The organism is Pseudomonas fluorescens (assembly GCF_902497745.1).
GTDB lineage: Bacteria > Pseudomonadota > Gammaproteobacteria > Pseudomonadales > Pseudomonadaceae > Aquipseudomonas > Aquipseudomonas fluorescens_BM.
Map to the genome: position 1 here is coordinate 37,772 of NZ_CABVHJ010000026.1, position 19,984 is coordinate 57,755.

Sequence of the window (19,984 nt, forward strand, 5' to 3'; positions counted from 1 at the left end):
TTCTCCTTTTTATCAGGCAAGACATCGGTTCTTGGGCGCTCGGGGCAGATCAGGCCACGGGAATCGCAGGGTCGGCAGCGGCCAGAGCGGCGCTACGCTCGGCGACCGGCGGGTAGATCCATACGCTGTTGATTTGCGTCTTCAGTTCCTTGGCTTCGTCTTTCACCAGTTTCAGCTGGCGATCCCAGCCCTCGGTGTACACCGCGCCCCAGGCGCCCAGGTCGAGGCAGGTCACGTATTTCGGCTGACGGTAGGTGGTCGGTGCCACGCCGAGCAGATCGGCGACGGCGTTGTTGCCGGCGTGACGGCCGAGGCTGATCGCGTGCTGGCAGGACATCACCGAAAAATTACCGACGTCGTCGGTGGCGGCGCGGGCGACATCACCGGCGGCGAACACGTGTTCAAGGCCTTGCACTTTGAGGTTGCCGTCGACGTGCAGACGACCCTGGCCATCGCGCTCGGCATTGAGCTGTTCAGTCAGCGGGCTGGCGCGGAAACCCACGGTCCAGATCACCGTGTTGCTCTCGATGTGGCGGCCGTCGGCGAGGGTGACGCCGTTGGCATCCACGGCGGCAACGCTGGCGTCGACGATCCATTCGATGCCCAGTTCTTTTGATGCTTCGATGATGGACGGGCGAATGCCGTCGCCCATGGTTGCAGCGATGTCTTTGCTGCGGTCGACGATGATCACCCGGACGTCTTGATCGTCACCGAGAATGGCGCGCAGACGGCTCGGCATTTCGGTCGCGGTTTCGATACCGGTGAAGCCACCCCCGGCGATGACCACGGTATTGCGGGCCTTGCTGACCGGTTGACTGGCCAGCGAATGGAGGTGGCGTTCCAGGCGCGCCGACGATTCGATCTGGTCTACGTCGAACGCATGCTCTTTCAGCCCCGGCACCGGCGGACGGGCCAGTTGGCTGCCGCTGGCCAGCACCAGTCGATCGTAAGAAAGCTCACCCGGACGACCGCTTTCATCACGATAACCAACGCGACGTGCCTGGCCGTCGATGCTCTCGGCGGTGCCTTTGACGAAACGCACACCGACGGCAGCGAACAGTGCATCCAGCGGCGCGTACATGCTGTGCACATCGGGTTCGTAGAAACGCGGACGGATGCGCAGTTCGGCTTGCGGGGCGAGCAGTGTGATTTCCACATCGTTGCGGTCATGCATATCCAGCAAACGCGCGGCGCTCAACGTGCTCCATAGCCCACCGAACCCTGCACCGATCACCAATAATTGCTGTTTCATAATGTGCTCCCTGACGCTGATGGATGAATAAACCCGGGTCGTTTCGACCTTGGCGTGACGATCACTGGCCGCCGCAAACTGCTTGCCGTACTGCATGGCACTTAATCGCCCGCTGTCGAAAGCAATGCTATGGCGTGGGAGGCGCGGGCGCAGTTGTCCATCGGTGTGCGTGGATTACGCATGGGTCGAAGGGAGGTATACGAAGGTATCGAACACACTACCGGGCAAGGTTCAGGGCCGTGTCGATGTGACTGAGCAGAATTTCCGGGGAGCAGGGTTTGGCCAGGCAAGCGATGACGCCGGGGGCGCGGGTGTGCATTTCATCGGGATCGGCGGTGACGAAAATCACCGGAATGCGCCATCCTTGCGCGCATAACTCTTTATAAAGTTGGGTGCCGCTGATGCCGGGCATCTGGATATCGGAGATCAGGCAATGCGTCTGTGCCGGGCCTTCTGAGTCAAGGAACGCCTGGGCGCCCGGATAGCTGAGCACCCGATAACCGCTGGCGCGCAACAAGCTTTCCAGCGCACTGCGAATGGCCTCGTCGTCGTCAACCACTGCAATGACAACCGTGTTGTGCATAGGGCTCCCTGACCGGATGGGCAAGCGTGACGACTCCTGTCGTTCTTGCACCATACGCCGTCCGCGCTGGCGCAAAACTATACCTAGGTATAGCGCGTCGAGACCCTTTGATAGTCAGCGCTTCCGGCGATCAGCCTTCACGAGTGAAGCGACTACGGTAATCACGCGGAGAAATCGACAGGTGACGCTGGAAGCAGGCGCGCAGACGCTCTTCATCACCGAAACCGCAGAGACGCGCGACCTTGTCGATGTTGTGCGCCGAGTTTTCCAGCAGACGCTTGGCCGCTTCGAGGCGGAACAGTTCGATGGCTTTGGATGGCGTGCGGCCGGTGTTCTGTTTGTAGACCCGGGTGAAATTGCGCAGGCTCATTCTGGCCTGCTCGGCGAGACGCTCCACACTCAGTCTGGGATCGCCGAGGTTGTCCATCAGCCACAGGTGCAGCGGGTCGAACAACGGGCTGTCCTGCACCTGCGCTTGCAGCAACGTGCTGTATTGCGCCTGACCACCGGGGCGTTTGAGGTACACGACCAGTTCGCGGGCGACCTGCAAGGCCACTTCGCGGCCGGCATCCGCCTCGACCAGCGCCAGCGCCAGATCGATACCGGCCGTGACGCCCGCCGATGTCCACACCGCCCCTTGCTGGATGAAAATCGCATCGGCATCCACTTCGATCGTCGGGAAGCGTTCGCGCAACGTCTCGCACATGGCCCAGTGCGTTGCGGCGCGACAGCCGTCGAGCAGGCCAGCCTTGGCCAGCAGGAACGCGCCACTGCACACCGAGACCACGCGTTGCGCACTCGCAGCCTCGCGCCGCAGCCAGTCGGTCAGTTGGCCATGCTCGTCTAGGGTCTGGCAGATGTCCGGGGCACCGGGGACGACGAGGGTATCCAGTGTGGCCATGTTCAGATCGCGTAGCGCGCGGGTGTCGACGGCCAAACCTTCGACGGTGTGCACCAACCCGCCTTCAAGGCTGGCGGTGTGCAGTTGATAGCCCGCTTGACTGCGTTCGGACATTGCTTTGCTCGCGGCCCAGAACACCGTTTGTGCACCGCTGAGGTCGAGCAGGCTCATTCGCGGGTAGGCGATGAAAACCACGTCGCGTGATTGCGCGGTTGAAGTGCCGGGCTGCGGGGAAACGCTGGGCATCGAAATCTGCCTGTTCAATCGGCTGAAGTGGGACGGTTACGGCATGGCCGATATTCAGGGTTTTCTGGCCTGTCGGCAACGTGCGCCGACTGCTAGCCTGCTGCGCGACCGTTTGGCTGGCATCTGGCTGCGTTTGCCATCATGGACTAGATTATTCACCTGCACATCGCACGCGTTGCGATCTCGTCGAGGACTCACGATGACTCTGTGGTCGCATTCCAGCCCCAGCGCAAGCCCGCCCGTGCTGAGGGAACCGGTGGTTTATGTGGTCGACGACGACGCCTCCATGCGTCAGGCTCTCGACGGTTTGCTGCGTTCGATCGGCCTGCAGGTGCAGACCTTCGAAACCTCCCAGGATTTTCTTGCATCGGCCAAACGCGATGTCCCCGGTTGTCTGGTGCTCGATGTGCGCCTGCGGGGTGAAAGCGGCCTGACCTTTCAGGAGCAGATGGAAAAGACCGGCGTGCGCATTCCCATCGTATTCATGACCGGTCATGGCGATATCGCCATGACCGTCAAGGCGATGAAGGCCGGTGCAGTGGACTTTCTCGCCAAGCCGTTTCGCGATCAGGACATGCTCGACGCCGTGGCCAGCGCGCTGGCCCGGGACAGTGCGCGGTTGATTGCCGAGCAATCTGGCGCGGTTATGCGCCTGGCCTACGAGACGCTGACCGTGCGTGAGCGCGAGGTGCTCAGCTTCGTCATCGGTGGGCTGATGAACAAGCAGATCGCGGCGCAGCTCAACCTCAGCGAAGTGACGGTGAAAGTCCATCGCGGCCAGGTGATGAAAAAACTGTCAGCCCGCTCAGTGGCGGATCTGGTGCGTATAGCCGAAACCCTGGGCATCGAGCCCGCGCGCCGCAACGGTTGAGCAGCAACCCATTGACGGTGTCGACACAGATGGCCAGCAAAAAGCAGATGTTGTGGGACGACGGCGAACGGGTGTTTGCTCGCGAACGCGACCAGAGGGAGAGCAGTCACAGTGTTCTGGTGATGCGCCCGGCCCTCGCTCAGCCGCTGCCTGCGACCCTTGATCGCCTGGCGCATGAATACAGCCTCAAGGACTATCTCAACGCTGAATGGGCGCTGCAACCGCGAGTCCTTGAACGCGCAGGCGCAACGACATGCCTGGTGTTCGACGACCCCGGCGGTGAGCCGCTGTCGCGCTTGCTGACCGCTCCGCTGGACACCGAGACCGGCCTGCTGCTGGCAATCAATATCGCCGTGGCGCTGGGCCGGCTGCACCAGTGCGGTCTGGTGCACAAAGACCTCAAGCCGCAACACATTCTGGTCAATTGCAGCGACGGCCAGGCACGGCTGACCGGCTTCGGTCTCGCCTCACGTCTGCCCCGTGAACGGCAGGCGCCGGAGCCACCGGAAACCATCGCCGGCACCCTGGCCTACATGGCGCCAGAACAAACCGGGCGGATGAATCGCTCGATCGATTCGCGCAGTGATCTGTATGCCTTTGGCGTGACCCTTTATCAAATGCTCACCGGCTCGCTGCCGTTCAGCGCCAATGACCCGATGGAGTGGGTGCATTGCCATATCGCGCGGTTGCCGATGCCGGCCTGTCAACGAGTGGCCACCGTGCCGGTGATGCTCTCGCGGGTGGTCATGAAGTTGCTCGCCAAGACCGCTGAAGAGCGCTATCAAACCGCTGCCGGTGTCGAGCATGACCTGCGCCGTTGCCTGGACGACTGGCGCCGCGCCCGGCACATCGAGACATTCACGCTGAACGAGCAGGGCGCCATCGATCGCCTGCTGATCCCGGAAAAGCTCTACGGTCGCGAGCGCGAAGTGCAAACGCTGATCGATGCGTTCGCCCACGTGGTACAAACCCAATCGCCGAAAATGGTGCTGGTCTCCGGTTATTCCGGCATCGGCAAGTCCTCGGTGGTCAGCGAGTTGCATAAAGTGCTGGTGCCGTCGCGGGGGCTGTTCGCCTCCGGCAAGTTCGACCAGTACAAGCGCGATATTCCCTATGCGACGCTGGTTCAGGCCTTTCAAGGACTGGTGCGCACGCTGCTGGGCAAGCGCCGCGAAGTGCTCGTTGAATGGCGCGCGGCGCTGTTGCAGGCACTGTCACCGAACGCGCGGCTGATGACCGAACTGATCCCCGAATTGAAACTGATTATCGGCGAGCCGCCACCGGTGCCGGAACTTGAACCGCAACAAGCTCAGCAGCGGTTCATGCGGGTGCTACAGCGCTTTATCAGCGTCTTCGCCCGACCTGAACACCCGTTAGCGCTGTTCCTCGATGACCTGCAATGGCTGGATGCGGCGACACTGGATCTGCTCGAAGATCTGCTGACCCGCGCGGAGGTTGGCTATCTGCTGCTGGTTGGCGCCTACCGCAATAACGAGGTCGATGCCGACCATCCGCTCAGCAGCAAACTCAAAGCCATTCGTAGTGCCGGCGCGCACATCAACGAGATTCGCCTGACCCCGCTCGCCGGTGTGCACATCGAACAACTGATCGCCGAATCCTTGCGCTGCCCACCCGCGAGCATCGTCACTCTGGCGCGGCTGGTACTGGACAAGACCGGCGGCAATCCGTTTTTCGTTATCCAGTTTCTCCAGGCTCTCGCCGAGGAAGAACTGCTGATTTACGACCATCAATTCAGCCGTTGGCGCTGGGATCTGGAGTTGATCAACGGCAAAGGTTACACCGACAACGTTGTCGATCTGATGGTCGGCAAGCTGGCGCGTTTGCCGTTGGAAACCCGCCAGGCCCTGCAACAACTGGCGTGCCTGGGGAACGTCGCGCGGATCGACACGCTGGCCACTGTCCTCGATCTGTCCACGGCTCGCGTGCACGCGGCGCTGTGGCCGGCGGTGCGCCAGGATCTGGTTGAACGGCTGGACGGCGCCTGTGCGTTTGCACACGACCGTGTGCACGAGGCGGCTTACTCGCTGATTGCCGAAGCCGAGCGTGCGCAGACGCATTTGCGCATCGGCCGGCTGTTGGCGCTGCAAACGCCGGGCGAGGGCCGCGAAGAGGCAATCTTTGAAATCGTCGGCCAGCTCAATCGCGGCGCCAGCCTGATCAGCGCCCGGTCCGAGCGTGAGCAGTTGGCCGAATTCAACCTGCTCGCCGGTCAGCGTGCCAAGGCTTCGACCGCTTACACCTCCGCGTTGACCTATTTGGGCGCGGGCGCGACGGTGCTTGGTGAACAAGGCTATGACAGCCGCCATGAGTTGGCGTTTGCCCTGGAGCTGAACCGCGCCGAGTGCGAATTTCTTACCGGACAATTGGCGCTGGCCGACGCCCGACTGCAGGTTCTGGCCGAGCGCGCGGCAACCACAGTGGAGCGCGCCGCGGTGACGTGTCTGCACATGGATGTCTACCTTTTGCTCGATCGCAGCGACCGCGCGGTTGCCGTCTGCCTGGCCTATCTGCGCCAGGTTGGCATCGACTGGACGGCACATCCGGACGATCAGCAAGTGCGCCGGGAATACCAGCAGATCTGGGTGCAACTGGGTGAGCGCAGCATAGAACAACTGATCGACCTGCCGTTGATGGAGGATCCGGCCTCACTGGTGACGCTGGATGCGTTGAGCAAGCTGTTCGCACCGGCGTTGCAGTCGGATGCCAACCTTGCCTGCCTGACCATTTGCAAAGCCGTCAGCCTGAGCCTGCAACATGGCAATTGCGATGCCTCTTGCGTGCTCTACGCCAACGTTGCCCGTGTCGCCGGGCGGCGCTTCGGTGACTATGCCGCTGGCTACCACTTTGGCCGTTTGGGGTGTGATCTGGTCGACCGCCGCGGCCTGACACGCTACGAGGCGAGCACTTATCTGTGCTTCTCGATCTTCGTGGTGCGCTGGATGCGCCCGGTGCGCGAGTGCCGCGAATTGCTGCGCCGTGCACTCAGCGCCGCGAACCGCATCGGCGATTTGCCCTACGCGGCCTATGCCGGCAACAGCCTGATTTCTGACCTGCTGTTTATTGGCGAGCCGCTGGCGGAGGTGCAGGTTCAGGCCGAGGCGGGGCTGGCCTACGCGCAGAAAATCCGCTTCGGGTTGGTGGTGAGCTTCATGAGTTGCCAACGAGCATTGATCCGCATGCTGCGCGGGCAGACTGTGGAATTTGGCTGTTTCAACGATGAACAATTTGATGAAACGCGCTTCGAGACGAACCTCGCTGCGCCTGATCTGGCGTTGGCCCGGGGCAAATACTGGGTGCGCAAGTTGCAGGCGCGCTATCTGGCCGGGGATTACGCGGCGGCCGCTGAATGCGCGGCCCAGGCCCGGGAATTGATGTGGGTAATTTCTTCGTTTTTCGAGGAGGCCGAATACCACTTCTACGCAGCGCTGACGTTGGCTGTTCACGGCGACGCCGATACCGATCCACTGCAACGCTTGGCAGAGCACCACGATCAACTGCAAATCTGGGCACAACAGTGTGCCGAAACCTTCGCCAGTCATGTAGCGCTGGTCGGCGCCGAAATCGCGCGGGTTGCGGGGCAAATGATCGAGGCAGAGTTGCTGTACGAGCGAGCGATTCAATTGGCGGTGGATAGCGGTTTCGTTCACATCGAGGCTTTGGCCAATGAACTGGCGGCGCGTTTCTACGGTGCTCGCGGTCTGGCGAAAATCGCCCGCGTCTACCTGCAAGACGCGCGCTACGGTTACTTGCGTTGGGGCGCCGATGGCAAGGTGCGGCAACTGGAGCGGCGGCACCGTTTTCTGCGCCAGGAAGACGCGCCGCCGAGCGCGACTGCGACCATCATCACCGCCGTTGAGCATCTGGATCTGGCCACAGTGCTCAAGGTGTCCCAGGCCGTGTCTGGCGAAATTGTTCTCGACCGGTTGATTGAAACGGTCATGCGCACCGCCATCGAACAGGCCGGCGCCGAGCAGGGTGTGCTGATTCTCACCGAAGGCGAGACGCCGTATATCGCCGCGCGAACCCGCATTGGCGACAGCAGCACATTACTCTGCAATGAGCCGATCAACGCAACCGCGCTGGCCGAATCGGTGCTCTACCAGACCCTGCGCACCGGCGAAACCCTATGTCTGGACGATGCCGTCGCCGATCCGGCATTCGCCGCTGATCCGTACATGCAACAGCACGGTGCCCGCTCGATCCTGTGCCTGCCATTGATGAATCAAGGTCGGGTCGCTGGGGCGCTGTACCTGGAAAACAATCTGTCGGCCGGCGTGTTCAGCCCGGCGCGCATTGCCGTTTTGCGGCTGGTCGCTTCACAAGCGGCAATCTCGCTGGACAACGCGCGGCTGTATCGCGACGTCGCCGAGCGTGAAGCAAAGATTCGCCGGCTGGTCGACGCCAACATCATCGGCATCATTGTCTGGAGTGTCGAAGGAGAAATCATCGAGGCCAATGACGCTTTCCTGCGCATGGTCGGTTACCAACGCGATGATCTGCTCTCGGGAAACGTGCATTGGCGCGACATGACCCCGCCGGCACGACGCGCCGAAAGCGAAGCGGCGCTGGCGACGGCGATCCGCACCGGGCGCGCCCAGCCGTTCGAGAAGGAATACATCCGCAAGGACGGCAGTCGGATGCCAGTGATTGTCGGTCTGGCCGCGTTCGAAGCCAGTCAGCAGCAGGGCGTGGCATTCGTGCTTGATTTAAGCGAACGCAAACAGGCGGAAGAACAAGTGCGCGAAGGCGAACGCCGGTATCGCGAGGTGCAAGCGGAATTGGCCCACGCCAACCGCGTGGCGACCATGGGCCAGCTGGCGGCGTCCATCGCTCACGAAGTCAACCAGCCGATCGCCGCCACCGTGACCAATGCCAACGCCGCGTTGCGCTGGCTCGGCGCACAACCGCCGAACACCGATGAAGTCGAACTGGGGCTCAAGCGCATCATCAACGATGGCAACCGCGCAGCCGACGTGCTCGGTCGCATCCGCGCGCTGATCCGCAAGACACCACCGCAACGGCATGCGCTGGATCTCAATGCGGTGGTGGATGAGATGGTCGGGTTTACGCGCAGTGAGGCGACTCGATATGGGGTCGTGGTGTCCGTGCAACTGGCCAGCGACTTGCCGGCGGTATTGGCCGACCGGGTTGAGTTGCAACAGGTTCTGCTCAACCTGATCGTCAATGGTTTGGAGGCCATGGCGGTGATGGAGGAGGGCGAGCGTCGGCTGTCTATCACCAGCGATCGTGCCGGTGGAAACGTGCGGATTACCGTCAGCGACTCCGGGCCGGGATTTGCCTGCGAGCGCGCGGAAGAAGTCTTCACCGCGTTCTACACCACCAAACCCACCGGACTGGGGATGGGGCTGTCGATCTGCCGCACGATCATTGAGGCGCATGGCGGACGCTTGTGGGCGGAGGTGAATGCGCCCTGTGGGGCGCGGGTTGTGTTGGCGTTGCCGATGGGGGAGGGAGAGATGTAGATCTGAAAATCCCATCTGTCTCAAGATCTGATGTTTATGACAGATCAACAGCAGAGAAATAGTTGGGGTTCGATTATCGTCATGCTGGTGCACAGCAGGACTTCAACGGAATAAATTCCTGGAGGAGCAGCTCCGAAGGCGAGACTGTCAGTCTTACTGTCAATGCGTATGCATACTCGCCTTCCGTTCTACAGGTCATCCAGGGAAAGGACGTTGGCTCCGCTAGCTCTGGATGAGCGGTGCGGAACATTGGATTGCGGTGCCGTGGCATGGCGCGCTTAGAGCTCCGGGGGGAGAATCCCACCCGATCAATGCACCGCCGCGCGCAGTTACGATTGTATGCTCACAGGTCGCCAAAATATCGCCTCTGGGAATACGGTCGCCGGGAGTTATCAAACTCCAGAAATAGTGATCCCAGTCCGCATGGTTGTGAAGTGTCACACCTTGCGATGTCGGATGCCGGACTGCCGCTTTGCCGTGTTTGTTTCCCGGGCCGAACGAGTATGCCAGCCGCTTGTAATTCACGTTGCTTGGTGGTTTGGGGATGGGGCTCTTGCTGTCCAGATCGGCGCCATGATGCGGTGCAACCATACCCACGGGTGGTAACGGGCTCAGTTGTTTAACGAAGTGCAGATAGTCGCAATCACCAGTAAGCAGCCAGCTTCTTGCAGGGATATTGTCAGGCTCTTCCACTGCCATGACGATCCCGGTGCCATTGCGGTCTCTGCCTTGACCGCACATAAATCTGATACGCCGTTGTTTCGATAGCTTGGCGTTACCGATCTGCCCGGGAAGCGGGGAGTAGATGAGAAATTCTCCACCGTTATTGATGACGTCGTGGGCAAACGCGATGTGCAGAGGACCGACCTCTTGAAGTGGTGCAATCCACTTGCGCTTGAGCGCGGGATAATTGTTGTTGATGTTAAGCGCGTAGGCTCCAGCCCAATGATCGGCGTCCCAATGGGAAAGTATGATCGACGGCGATTGGGTGAAACAAAACGCTAGCGGGTGAGGCGTTGTGTGCTTGTTTCTGTAAACGCCAGCGCCAAGGTCGTAATAGTGTGTCGGTAACCCAGCAGAGAAATGTTCAGTCGACATCAGCGCATTTGCATTGCCTTGCCCCACGTCATACACCGCTAAAAGATCGGCAGTGGCGTTGGAAAGCTCAATTTCCAACTGGCCCGTGGAGATGGTCGGCAGACGGTTCAGGGAAAAAACGGTGGACAGGGATTTACTCTTTCGCGCCTTTGGCATTTTTCCCTTTATATATACTTGGACGGGGTTAGCGAAGAGTCCGGGATAAAGCTGTGCCACTTCGAGTCCCTGTCCGCGCTGATTGTAAATTTCCAGCTCAAACCACAGCCTCTCAATATCTCCCGCCGCGTTGCGTAGGGCGCGTAGATCATTTGTCGAGGGGAGTGGTGGTAATCCAAAAAATCCACGTCCGTCAGACAGTTCGAATTCCAGCCGATACATTGGCATGGCTTCGAACGGATTGGGGGCTTGGTGCAAAGGAAGTTGTTTCCAGTTACTCCACGCCTTTGCAACCTCGTTGGGTTGCTCGACATTGAGTAACGGGTTTTTTTGTCCTTCCTGGTCCAGCCATTCTCCATCGACCAAGTCGAATGCCAGCAGGACAGAGTTGGTATCCGAGATGACCTCGAGGTGATCGAAGCGGGCGTATGCACGAGTGGGAAGCCTGGTAACTGGATAATCTTCGTTGGGAGGGGTATTACGGCGAAAATGATTGTTCATTGTTACGGTCCTTTGGATTCCGCGACAGACATGTCATATGTCTGAATGGTTTCTACTCTTGCAATGCGCTATTGGCGTTCCTGAAATACATGCTGTAAGTGAACAGAATCTGATTTCCAAATACGTTCTGCCCCTTGAAATCTTTCCACTCGGCCTCAAGCGGAGACTGGATATCTAACCACAAGTCCCATTCGTTACGGGCGTTTCCTCGAACACGCGACAAACTACGCAGCAGGCATCGTAAAGCAGCCTTTGTTACGCTGGCACCTCAATTGCTTCAGGACCTCCGGCACATGGAAATTGCCCCGAATTTCATCATTCATGAAACCGAACACTGGATCATCAATCACCATCTGGCGAACACGCTTCCCGGCTATCTGATGCTGGGGACAAAGGTCGAAACCACATCGCTGGCCGAGTTGTCCTCCGATGCCTTGGCCGAATTGGGCGGTTTGCTTGCCAAAACCCAGCAAGTCATTGAGCGACAACTCAAGCCAAAACACCTCTACATTGGTCGCTACGGGCATCAGCCGGGTTTACCGATCCACTTCCATTTCATTCCGGTTTATCACTGGGTCGAAGCGCTGTTCTGGCAGGACACGCGATATCGGCTCCTCGAAACGTTTGCCCACGCTGAAGGTGCCGCGTCAGCGACTGACGGTGCAGAGCTGACGTTGTTCGTCTGGCGGGAGTTTGGTGAAAACCCGATACCACCGCAGGCGCAAGGCCCTTCCATTGAAGAAGTGATCAAACATCTGCGTATTGCGTTTGGCTGATTGTTGGAACAAGGGACAACGAACCCGCGAACTATTCTGCGACTTCTTGCTGACTGATTGGTGTCGATCTCGACTGTTCGGTCTTTGCATGTCGATATCAGACACAATCATGGCGCAATCAGGCTATTGAGTCGTCCGGCAGGCCGGGTAAGGTGACGTGTCTTCACATCAAAATAACCCCATCAGATCATGGGGTTGATAAGAACTGCGGCGGTTGAACGGGCTTCTTTCGAGGTTCAGCAGGCAACGATCGTGCTCGTTTGCCCAGTCAACTCGCTTGAATGTCGATCAGCAGAGAATAAAAAAACCAATGATCAGCCCGAACTCCATGGATTCGAGTAGCCAATTGGCGCAGGGCTTCAAGCCTCGTCACGTCACCATGCTGTCCATCGCCGGGATTATCGGCGCCGGATTGTTCGTCGGCTCGGGGCATGCCATTGCGGCGGCGGGGCCGGCGGTTCTTCTGGCTTATCTGTTCTCCGGTTTGCTGGTGGTGCTGGTCATGCGCATGCTCGGTGAGATGGCGGTGGCCAATCCGGACACCGGTTCGTTTTCGACCTATGCCGACCAGGCAATCGGACGCTGGGCGGGCTTCACCATTGGTTGGCTTTACTGGTGGTTCTGGGTGTTGGTGATTCCCATCGAAGCATTGGCGGCCGGGCATGTGTTGAACCAGTGGTTTCCCCACGTCGATGCCTGGCTGTTCGCGTTGGGCTCGATCATTGCGCTGGTGGTGACCAACCTGTTCAGCGTGTCCAAGTACGGTGAGTTCGAATTCTGGTTCGCCATGGCCAAGGTCGTGGCGATCATTGGTTTCATTGGTGTCGGTTTTGCCGTGTTGATGGGCTGGGTGCCCGATCGCGAAGTAAGCGGCTTGAGCGGGCTGATGGCCGAGCACGGTGGGTTTGCGCCCAACGGCTTGTCGGCGGTGGTCGGCGCGTTCATCACCATCATGTTCAGTTTCATCGGTACCGAAGCGGTGACCATCGCCGCTGCCGAATCGAATGACCCGTCGCGCAACATTGCCAAGGCCACGCGCTCGGTGATCTGGCGCATCGGCGTGTTTTACCTGCTGTCGATCTTCGTGGTGATCTCCGTGGTGCCCTGGAATGATCCGTTGCTGGCCTCGGTCGGGTCTTATCAGCGCGCGCTGGAAATCATGAACATCCCCCACGCCAAGTTCATGGTCGACGTAGTCGTGCTGATTGCCGTGGCCAGTTGCATGAACTCCTCGATCTACATTGCCTCACGCATGTTGTTCTCGCTGGGTCGTCGTGGCGATGCGCCGAAGATGCTCAAGGCAACCTCCTCGGAAGGTGTGCCGCGCGCCGCGGTCATCGCCAGCACGGTGATCGGTGCGTCAATCACCGTGTGGAGCTACTTCATGCCCGCCGGGCTGTTTCAATTCCTGCTGGCCAGCTCCGGCGCGATTGCCTTGCTGGTGTACCTGGCCATCGCGGTATCGCAGTTGCGCATGCGGCGGATTTTGCAACAGCGCAACGTCGAACTGACCTTTCGCATGTGGCTATTCCCCTGGCTGACCTGGCTGGTGATCGTGTTCATTTGTGCCGCGCTGGCGGTGATGATGATCACCCCGGAACACCGTACCGAAGTCACCACCACCATCGGCTTGGCGCTGGCGATTTCCTTTATTGGTCTTTTGACGTCGCGGCATCCTGCGCCGGCGGCGAGGGTCACGTCGGCGGGGTAGGTGTTTAACCCTAACCTGATGCTGCATCTCAGCCTGATCCTTATGAGGAAATGATGTCATCGACCCCCACCGCGGCCGACGGTAAGACACAAACCGTTGGTTTTCTGCTGCTGGACAAATTTACCCTGATGTCGCTGGCGTCCGCCGTCGAGCCATTGCGCATGGCCAATCAACTGACGGGGCGAACGCTGTATCGCTGGCATACCTTCAGCCCCGGTGGCGCGGCGGTCTGGGCCAGCGACGGCGTGCCGATCACGCCGGATGGAGCGTGGAGCAATCCCGCTGTGGCGGACACGGTCATCGTCTGCGGTGGCGTCGGCATCCAGAGTTCGATTACCCGCGAGCACACGACTTGGTTACAAGCCTTGGCGCGTCAATCGAAACGCTTGGGCGGGGTGTGCACCGGCAGCTGGGCACTGGCCAAAGCCGGGTTGCTCGACGGCTACGAGTGCAGCGTGCATTGGGAATTTCTGGCGGCCATGCAAGAAGCTTTCCCGCGCGTGAGCGTCAGCACCAGCCTCTTTACCCTCGATCGCAACCGTTTCACCAGCTCCGGCGGCACCGCGCCGCTGGACATGATGCTGCACCTGATTGCGCGCGATCATGGTCGTGAACTGGCCACCGCCATCTCCGAGATGTTTGTCTACGAACGCATCCGCAACGAGCAGGACCAGCAGCGCGTGCCGCTCAAGCACGTGGTCGGTACGCATCAGCCCAAGCTACAAGAAGTGGTGGCGTTGATGGAGGCCAATGTCGAGGAGCCGATCGACCTGGACAACCTCGCCGAATACGTCGACCTGTCACGGCGACAGCTGGAGCGGCTGTTTCAGAAATACCTGCAATGCACGCCGTCGCGTTACTACTTGAGGTTGCGGCTGATTCGAGCGCGGCAACTGCTCAAGCAGACGTCCTTGTCGATCGTTGAGCTGGCATATGTCTGCGGTTTCGTCTCCACTCCGCATTTCTCCAAATGCTATCGCGAGCACTTTGGCGTGCCGCCGAGCGACGAGCGATCCGGTTCTGAGATGAGCCGTAAACCGGTAGCGCAGCCGTCAATGATCAAGCCGCTGACGACGTTTGATCAGGCACGCAACGAATCGACGTTTGCCAGCGTTCGGATGGTGGAGGGTGGCGATCTGGCGTCGACGGGCTGATCGTTCTGGTTCCCGCGATCACGACAAAGCCTGAATGACATCCGCAGCCATTTTTTCAGTACTTCTCATGCCGTCAACTCGCAACACCGGGGCTGTTTGCGCTGATAACCACGACTCGTGCCACGCTCGATTGCGTCCTGAAAAGTCTGGATTGTCGTATTGCGAGGCCCATTCTCGAAAGGCCACATGTATCTCATGCATATCGCCACCGGGTGCAATCCGCTCTCCAAAGCGTTGCTTTTCCCGTGCCGCCAGCCGCTCAAGGCGAACGGGCGTAGGTGTGACAACGAACACAATCAGATCGGCATGGGCAATCAGCGCATCTCCCCAATTGATACACGAGCCGGTCAACACCCAATCGTCGTCGCCGAGTTCTCGCTGCATCAATGAAACGCGTTCATCGGGTAGTCGTTTAGTCGTGAACGGAGGATTGGTGGGCAGCCAGTAATAATCATCGACATCGACGTGTTGCAGGTCGAGCAAAAGGGCGAGGTTCTGCCCCAATGTCGTCACGCCTGCACACGAAGCGCCTGTAATGTAGATACGCAATTTTCCTCCTTGAACAAGTGCCTGTTTCGGGTTCGGCAAGGTATCAAGATAGCTCCCCGGGTGTCAGTACCGTTCATTCTGGACGCACGTTTTATCGCTGCAGATTCCGCATCCGTATAGTGCTTGCCCCGTTACATGATTCCCCATAAACCTTGCGACTGAATCGAAGTATTCAGCTCAATGACGCCGGTGAGTCGCCGGCACACGGAGGGATCATGGACGCCACCGCAATTCCCGAGGGTTACACCCCATTTACCCGCAGCAGTCCGCTGCTTGATCTGCTTGGTCCGATCTACGCGAAGGGTAGTGGGCTGCAACTGGAACTGGGATTGCTGACCGACTCACGCCATGCCAATGGCCGGGGCACCTTGCATGGCGGTGTACTGGCGACGTTGGCCGATGTCGGTATGGGGTACGCCATGGCATTTTCCAGCGACCCTCCGCAGCCATTGATCACTGCGAGCATGACCCTGGATTATCTCGGTGCCGTAAAAATGAACGAGTGGCTGGAAGTGCGCCTCGAGTACTCGAAAAAAGGACGCCAACTGGCGTTTGCCGCTGTTGGTTTATATGTTGGTGAGCGAACCGTTGCGCGGGCCAGTGCGGTGTTTGCGGTGCCAATGGGTTGAGCTGTGCCTGCCTATTACGGCATTGGCAGTCGGTAGAGCGCATCTTGATGCACAGCGAGTAGTTGAAGGTTAATTCGTCCGGGGGCCAGTGTTGAAAACGCTGATTTGCGACACCAGGCTTCGCTATTCCGGCCCTGGGCGCAGACGCAAAGGAGCCTGACTAACCTCGCCTGCTGTGCACTGCGTTTTTCTTGGCAACCTGGAGGCGACTAACTTACCTCAAAGAGCTGGGAGTGAAATTTAGGATAGAGAATTAAGCCGTGATTGGAGTAGGTGATTTGCCTAGGTGGGTCGCTGGGAACGTTATAAATATTCTTTGTTGGTTTCGATGCCTTCCAGACGCCAAACATAATGATCTCTGTGCCAGCAGGGAATGCTCTCAACCAAGCTAATTCCCGGGCGCCAACACTGATTGAAAACGAGTTCGCAACGTTTTTTGCGTTCGGCTTGTCCCGTTCCGATCTAAATTTTAGCCAGCCAATCGGGTGCTCCGCTCCGTCGGCGGGTGCGCGGAACTGTTCCACTGTTCCCATTACTGCGAAAGGGTGACATGCATCCCCTTGTTTATTTGCCATCTTCCACGCGTCTTCGTAACGGCCATGCTCAAAATAAAAATCACTCCAAGAAATTTTTTGCTGCCCAAAACGCAAGATGAGGGTCTGCGCAAGCAGTTTGTCGTCCTCACAGAGCTTACGTAATTTGAGAATATCGGCAGTCGTTCGCAGGTAGCTATCCAGTTGAGTACTGGTAGGTTTGTAGTTGTTTGATTTACGTTGCGCGGAGCGCCCGTCAGCCGTTGAATCTGCTCCTGTAATTGCTGGCTGATTCTCCCCCCCGATTTTATTGTGCATCAGCAATAGACGCAGTTCCTTCGCTCCTTTGTCCAGCGCGCCGATGAAGTTAGGATCCGACTGAGCGGCCAGAATGGCATTGAGCTGCGCGAGAGCATTGTATTGACAGGTCACGGTGTGATCTGACGATACACTTGCCGTCAACCCTATGTAGGCCGACCTCACCGAATTCTCTTTTTTCGGGTCTATGCGCTGCGGCACGAACCGAACGGGCGTCAGGCAACTTTTCCCGTCGCACCGGAGCGGGGGGACTAGTTGGTTAGTGTCAATCAATTGCTGCAGGGACTGGAGTGATTGCGGCCGGTTGGCAGCATCCAGTGCGGACAGCATCTTGATACCTCTGCTCATTCGCAAAAAAACCTTATGTGGCGAAATCGGACTTATATCTTAGCTGCAGATTGCCCCAAGCCAGCATTGAAATTGTCGGCCTTGAGCCTTCGCCGCGCAGCGCGATGATGAGCATCAGTGTCAACCATATCGTTGGAAGTTTTGAGAGTCGGGAGGCTACGGGAAGCAGTCGCTCTTGTACGACCGCTCCCATTCGGGCTCAGCCCCATCAAGCCTGATCCATCGCCGCCGCCACGCCCTGATCCTCACCCAGAAACCCACCACTCTGATGCTGCCAGAGTCGCGCATAAATGCCGTTTCTGTTGAGCAGTTCAGTGTGCGTCCCTTGCTCGATAATCCGCCCCTCATCCATGACAATCAGTCGATCCATCGCCGCAATCGTCGACAGCCGATGGGCAATGGCGATCACGGTTTTACCCTGCATCATTTCATCGAGGCTTTCCTGAATGGCCACTTCGACTTCAGAGTCCAGCGCGCTGGTGGCTTCGTCGAGCAACAGGATCGGCGCGTTCTTCAGCATCACGCGAGCGATGGCGATGCGTTGGCGCTGGCCGCCTGAAAGCTTGATGCCGCGCTCACCGACCAGGGTGTCGTAGCCGCTGTGGCCTTGCTTGTCGCTGAGCTGGCTGATGAAACCGTCGGCTTGGGCATTGGCGGCGGCGCGGCGGATATCTTCGTCGGTGGCGTCCGGGCGACCGTAGGCGATGTTGTCGCGTATCGAGCGGTGCAGCAGCGACGTGTCCTGAGTGACCATGCCGATTGCGCTGCGCAGACTGTCTTGCGTCACGTGCGCGATGTTTTGCCCGTCGATGCGGATCTCACCGCTGTCGACATCGTAAAACCGCAGCAGCAGATTGATCAGCGTCGATTTGCCCGCACCGGAGCGGCCGACCAAGCCGATTTTCTCGCCAGCGCGGATGCTCAGGCTCAAATTGTCGAGGACCTGACGTTCGCCGTTGTAGTTGAAATTCACCTTGTCGAACGTCACCGCGCCGCCAGCCGGCACCAGCACGCTGGCGTTCGGCGCATCCTGCACCTTGGGGCCGCGGGTGAGGGTGGCCATGCCATCCTGCACAGTGCCGATGTTTTCGAACAGAGACGTCATCTGCCACATGATCCAGTGCGACATGCCGTTGATGCGCAACGCCATGGCGGTAATCGCCGCCACCGCACCGGTGCCGACCTGGCCCAGATGCCACAGCCACAGGGCATAGCCGCCGGCGCCGATAATCAGCCCGACCACCAGCGCTTGATTGACGATTTCGAACTGGCTGACCAGACGCATCTGGCGAAAACCGGTGAGCTTGAAATCTTCCATCGCCGCGCGGGCGAAATGCGCTTCACGCTTGGAGTGCGAGAACAGTTTCACCGTGGTGATGTTGGTGTAGGCGTCGGCAATGCGCCCGGTCATCGATGATCGAGCGTCGGCCTGTTCCTGGCCGACCTTCCCCAAGCGCGGCACAAAATAAACCATGGCCAGCCCGAACAATGCGAGCCAGGCAATGAACGGCAGCATCAGTTTCAGGGCAAAGCCGCCGGCCAGGGCGATAATCGCAATGAAGTAAACGCCGATGCCCGGTGCGATTTCGATAAGCGTGAACAACACTTCGCGCACGGCCAGCGCGGTCTGCATGACCTTGGTCGTGACTCGCCCAGAAAACTCATCGGAAAAGAAAGAAAGGCTTTGCCGCAGCATCAGCCGGTGGAAGTCCCAGCGCAGCCGCAGCGGCAGATTGATCGCCAATATCTGGTGCTGGACCATGGTCCGCAGCGCCACCAGCCCGATGCTGATGAACAACACAATGCCGATGCCCCACAGCACGCGACTTTCCTGCGCGTTGACACCGCCACCGGCCTGCCACGTCGAGAGCAGGTCGACGACCTGGCCGAGAAAGGAAAACAGCCAGGCTTCATAGATCGACACACCGGCACTGAGCAGCGCCAGCGCGAGGATATAACCGCGTGCACCGCGTGTGCAGGCCCACAGGAACCGCATCAGGCCGACGGGCGGAGGTGGTGCTTCGTCGGGAGGAAATGGGTCGAGCCGTTGTTCAAACACGCGAAGCATTGTGGTCTCCGAAATGATCAATGTCGGGGGATTTTGCCACTTAATGGCGGCTTTGAGGGATCGCACGTCACCGACTTGTCCCCACTAAGTGTTATTGCCCGGGATCACTATGTGGCAGAACCCCAAGGATCCCGGGTACATGCCGATCAGCTAAGCTGTCTGCTCAGACGACTTGAGCAGTGCACGATGCAGCGAACAAATCCGGTTTCATGTTGGGAGTCGACGGGCAAAGGAAATGTTTAATTTCTTTTTGACGTTTTTGTTCGTGTTGATCCCCACTGCGTCACTTTCACTCGACAGTTATCTCCGTTACCGAGTGGCAAAAAACCGACCAGTGAGCAAGACGTGGAGGGGGTGTAATCATTTGCTTTCCATCCTGCTGCTCATGCAGTTGCTTGGCTTGGCGCTGTACTTCTTCTACATCGCCTGAGCGCTGTGATTGTCGGCCTTCCAGGGAGAGGAAACGCACGTGATCCCGAATTATCGAATTCGCTTCTACTCGCTCATCGGTGCGCTGTTATGTCTGCTCGGGGCGTGGGCCAGTGCTGATGCGATACACAGCGCCGCGACCCTTTGGCAGTTCGACGTCACGACGGGGCGAGGCGTTTCCAAAGTCCGCGAACACTTGGTCTTCGATCAACAGCCGTGGCGCTTCGGTTTTTATCTGCTGGTGACCATTGCTGTTTTTATTGCCTCGACTGGCGCCGGGCTGTGGTTCTGCTGGGGCGTTTTGCGCGGGCGGCAGGCGTTCAAGCGTTGGAGTGGGAAGTTCCGTTAGGCGCTGTT

General features: G+C 59.0%; 14 protein-coding genes. 7 read left to right on the plus strand and 7 right to left on the minus strand.

Translation table 11 applies throughout. The features are described 5' to 3' along the window. Nucleotides 1–49: 49 nt before the first annotated feature. The 3 genes from F8N44_RS28245 to F8N44_RS28255 all read right to left on the minus strand — a co-directional run bounded on the left by F8N44_RS28245 (nt 50) and on the right by F8N44_RS28255 (nt 2,982). Nucleotides 50–1,252 carry an NAD(P)/FAD-dependent oxidoreductase gene (locus F8N44_RS28245; RefSeq protein WP_150652634.1) on the minus strand — a complete coding sequence of 401 codons (1,203 nt, stop codon included), beginning with the start codon at nt 1,250–1,252 and terminating at the stop codon, nt 50–52. A 217-nt stretch (nt 1,253–1,469) separates the two neighbouring features. Further along, nucleotides 1,470–1,835, minus strand: coding sequence for a response regulator transcription factor (locus F8N44_RS28250; protein ID WP_150652635.1), 366 nt, complete (start codon nt 1,833–1,835; stop codon nt 1,470–1,472). A 130-nt stretch (nt 1,836–1,965) separates the two neighbouring features. Further along, complete coding sequence (locus tag F8N44_RS28255; protein WP_150652636.1) at nt 1,966–2,982, minus strand: GlxA family transcriptional regulator; 1,017 nt, start codon at nt 2,980–2,982, stop codon at nt 1,966–1,968. A gap of 199 nt (nt 2,983–3,181) precedes the next feature. Here F8N44_RS28255 and F8N44_RS28260 point away from each other — a divergent pair, with 199 nt between their 5' ends. Then, nucleotides 3,182–3,853, plus strand: coding sequence for a response regulator transcription factor (locus F8N44_RS28260; protein ID WP_150652637.1), 672 nt, complete (start codon nt 3,182–3,184; stop codon nt 3,851–3,853). 29 nt (nt 3,854–3,882) lie between these two features. After that, on the plus strand, nt 3,883–9,357 hold the full coding sequence (locus F8N44_RS28265; RefSeq protein ID WP_150652638.1) for an AAA family ATPase: 5,475 nt from the start codon (nt 3,883–3,885) through the stop codon (nt 9,355–9,357). 222 nt (nt 9,358–9,579) lie between these two features. On the opposite strand, the gene F8N44_RS28270 is transcribed toward F8N44_RS28265, so the two are convergent. Beyond that, entirely contained in the window at nt 9,580–11,112 is a 1,533-nt protein-coding gene (locus F8N44_RS28270) for a hypothetical protein (protein WP_150652639.1), read from the minus strand. Nucleotides 11,113–11,405: 293 nt separating this feature from the next. On the opposite strand from F8N44_RS28270, the gene F8N44_RS28275 reads away from it, so the two are divergent. The 3 genes from F8N44_RS28275 to F8N44_RS28285 all read left to right on the plus strand — a co-directional run bounded on the left by F8N44_RS28275 (nt 11,406) and on the right by F8N44_RS28285 (nt 14,753). Beyond that, nucleotides 11,406–11,888, plus strand: coding sequence for an HIT family protein (locus tag F8N44_RS28275; RefSeq protein WP_150652640.1), 483 nt, complete (start codon nt 11,406–11,408; stop codon nt 11,886–11,888). A 310-nt stretch (nt 11,889–12,198) separates the two neighbouring features. Continuing rightward, nucleotides 12,199–13,599: a GABA permease gene (gabP, locus tag F8N44_RS28280; RefSeq protein WP_150652641.1), complete on the plus strand. Its 1,401-nt coding sequence runs from the start codon at nt 12,199–12,201 to the stop codon at nt 13,597–13,599. A 53-nt stretch (nt 13,600–13,652) separates the two neighbouring features. After that, nucleotides 13,653–14,753 carry a GlxA family transcriptional regulator gene (locus F8N44_RS28285; RefSeq protein WP_150652642.1) on the plus strand — a complete coding sequence of 367 codons (1,101 nt, stop codon included), beginning with the start codon at nt 13,653–13,655 and terminating at the stop codon, nt 14,751–14,753. A gap of 18 nt (nt 14,754–14,771) precedes the next feature. Here the strand turns inward: F8N44_RS28285 and F8N44_RS28290 are convergent, their stop codons facing one another. Further along, nucleotides 14,772–15,302, minus strand: coding sequence for an adenylate kinase (locus tag F8N44_RS28290; protein ID WP_150652643.1), 531 nt, complete (start codon nt 15,300–15,302; stop codon nt 14,772–14,774). A gap of 215 nt (nt 15,303–15,517) precedes the next feature. Between F8N44_RS28290 and F8N44_RS28295 the strand changes: the two genes are divergently transcribed. Beyond that, on the plus strand, nt 15,518–15,931 hold the full coding sequence (locus F8N44_RS28295) for a PaaI family thioesterase (RefSeq protein WP_150652644.1): 414 nt from the start codon (nt 15,518–15,520) through the stop codon (nt 15,929–15,931). A gap of 209 nt (nt 15,932–16,140) precedes the next feature. On the opposite strand, the gene F8N44_RS28300 is transcribed toward F8N44_RS28295, so the two are convergent. Both F8N44_RS28300 and F8N44_RS28305 read right to left on the minus strand, forming a co-directional pair. After that, a complete protein-coding gene (locus F8N44_RS28300) occupies nt 16,141–17,130 on the minus strand; it encodes a hypothetical protein (RefSeq protein ID WP_150652645.1) in 990 nt (329 codons plus the stop codon). 208 nt (nt 17,131–17,338) lie between these two features. Continuing rightward, nucleotides 17,339–19,198, minus strand: coding sequence for an ABC transporter ATP-binding protein (locus F8N44_RS28305; RefSeq protein ID WP_150652646.1), 1,860 nt, complete (start codon nt 19,196–19,198; stop codon nt 17,339–17,341). Nucleotides 19,199–19,667: 469 nt separating this feature from the next. On the opposite strand from F8N44_RS28305, the gene F8N44_RS28315 reads away from it, so the two are divergent. Next, on the plus strand, nt 19,668–19,976 hold the full coding sequence (locus F8N44_RS28315; protein WP_150652648.1) for a hypothetical protein: 309 nt from the start codon (nt 19,668–19,670) through the stop codon (nt 19,974–19,976). The last annotated feature ends 8 nt before the right edge of the window (nt 19,977–19,984 follow it).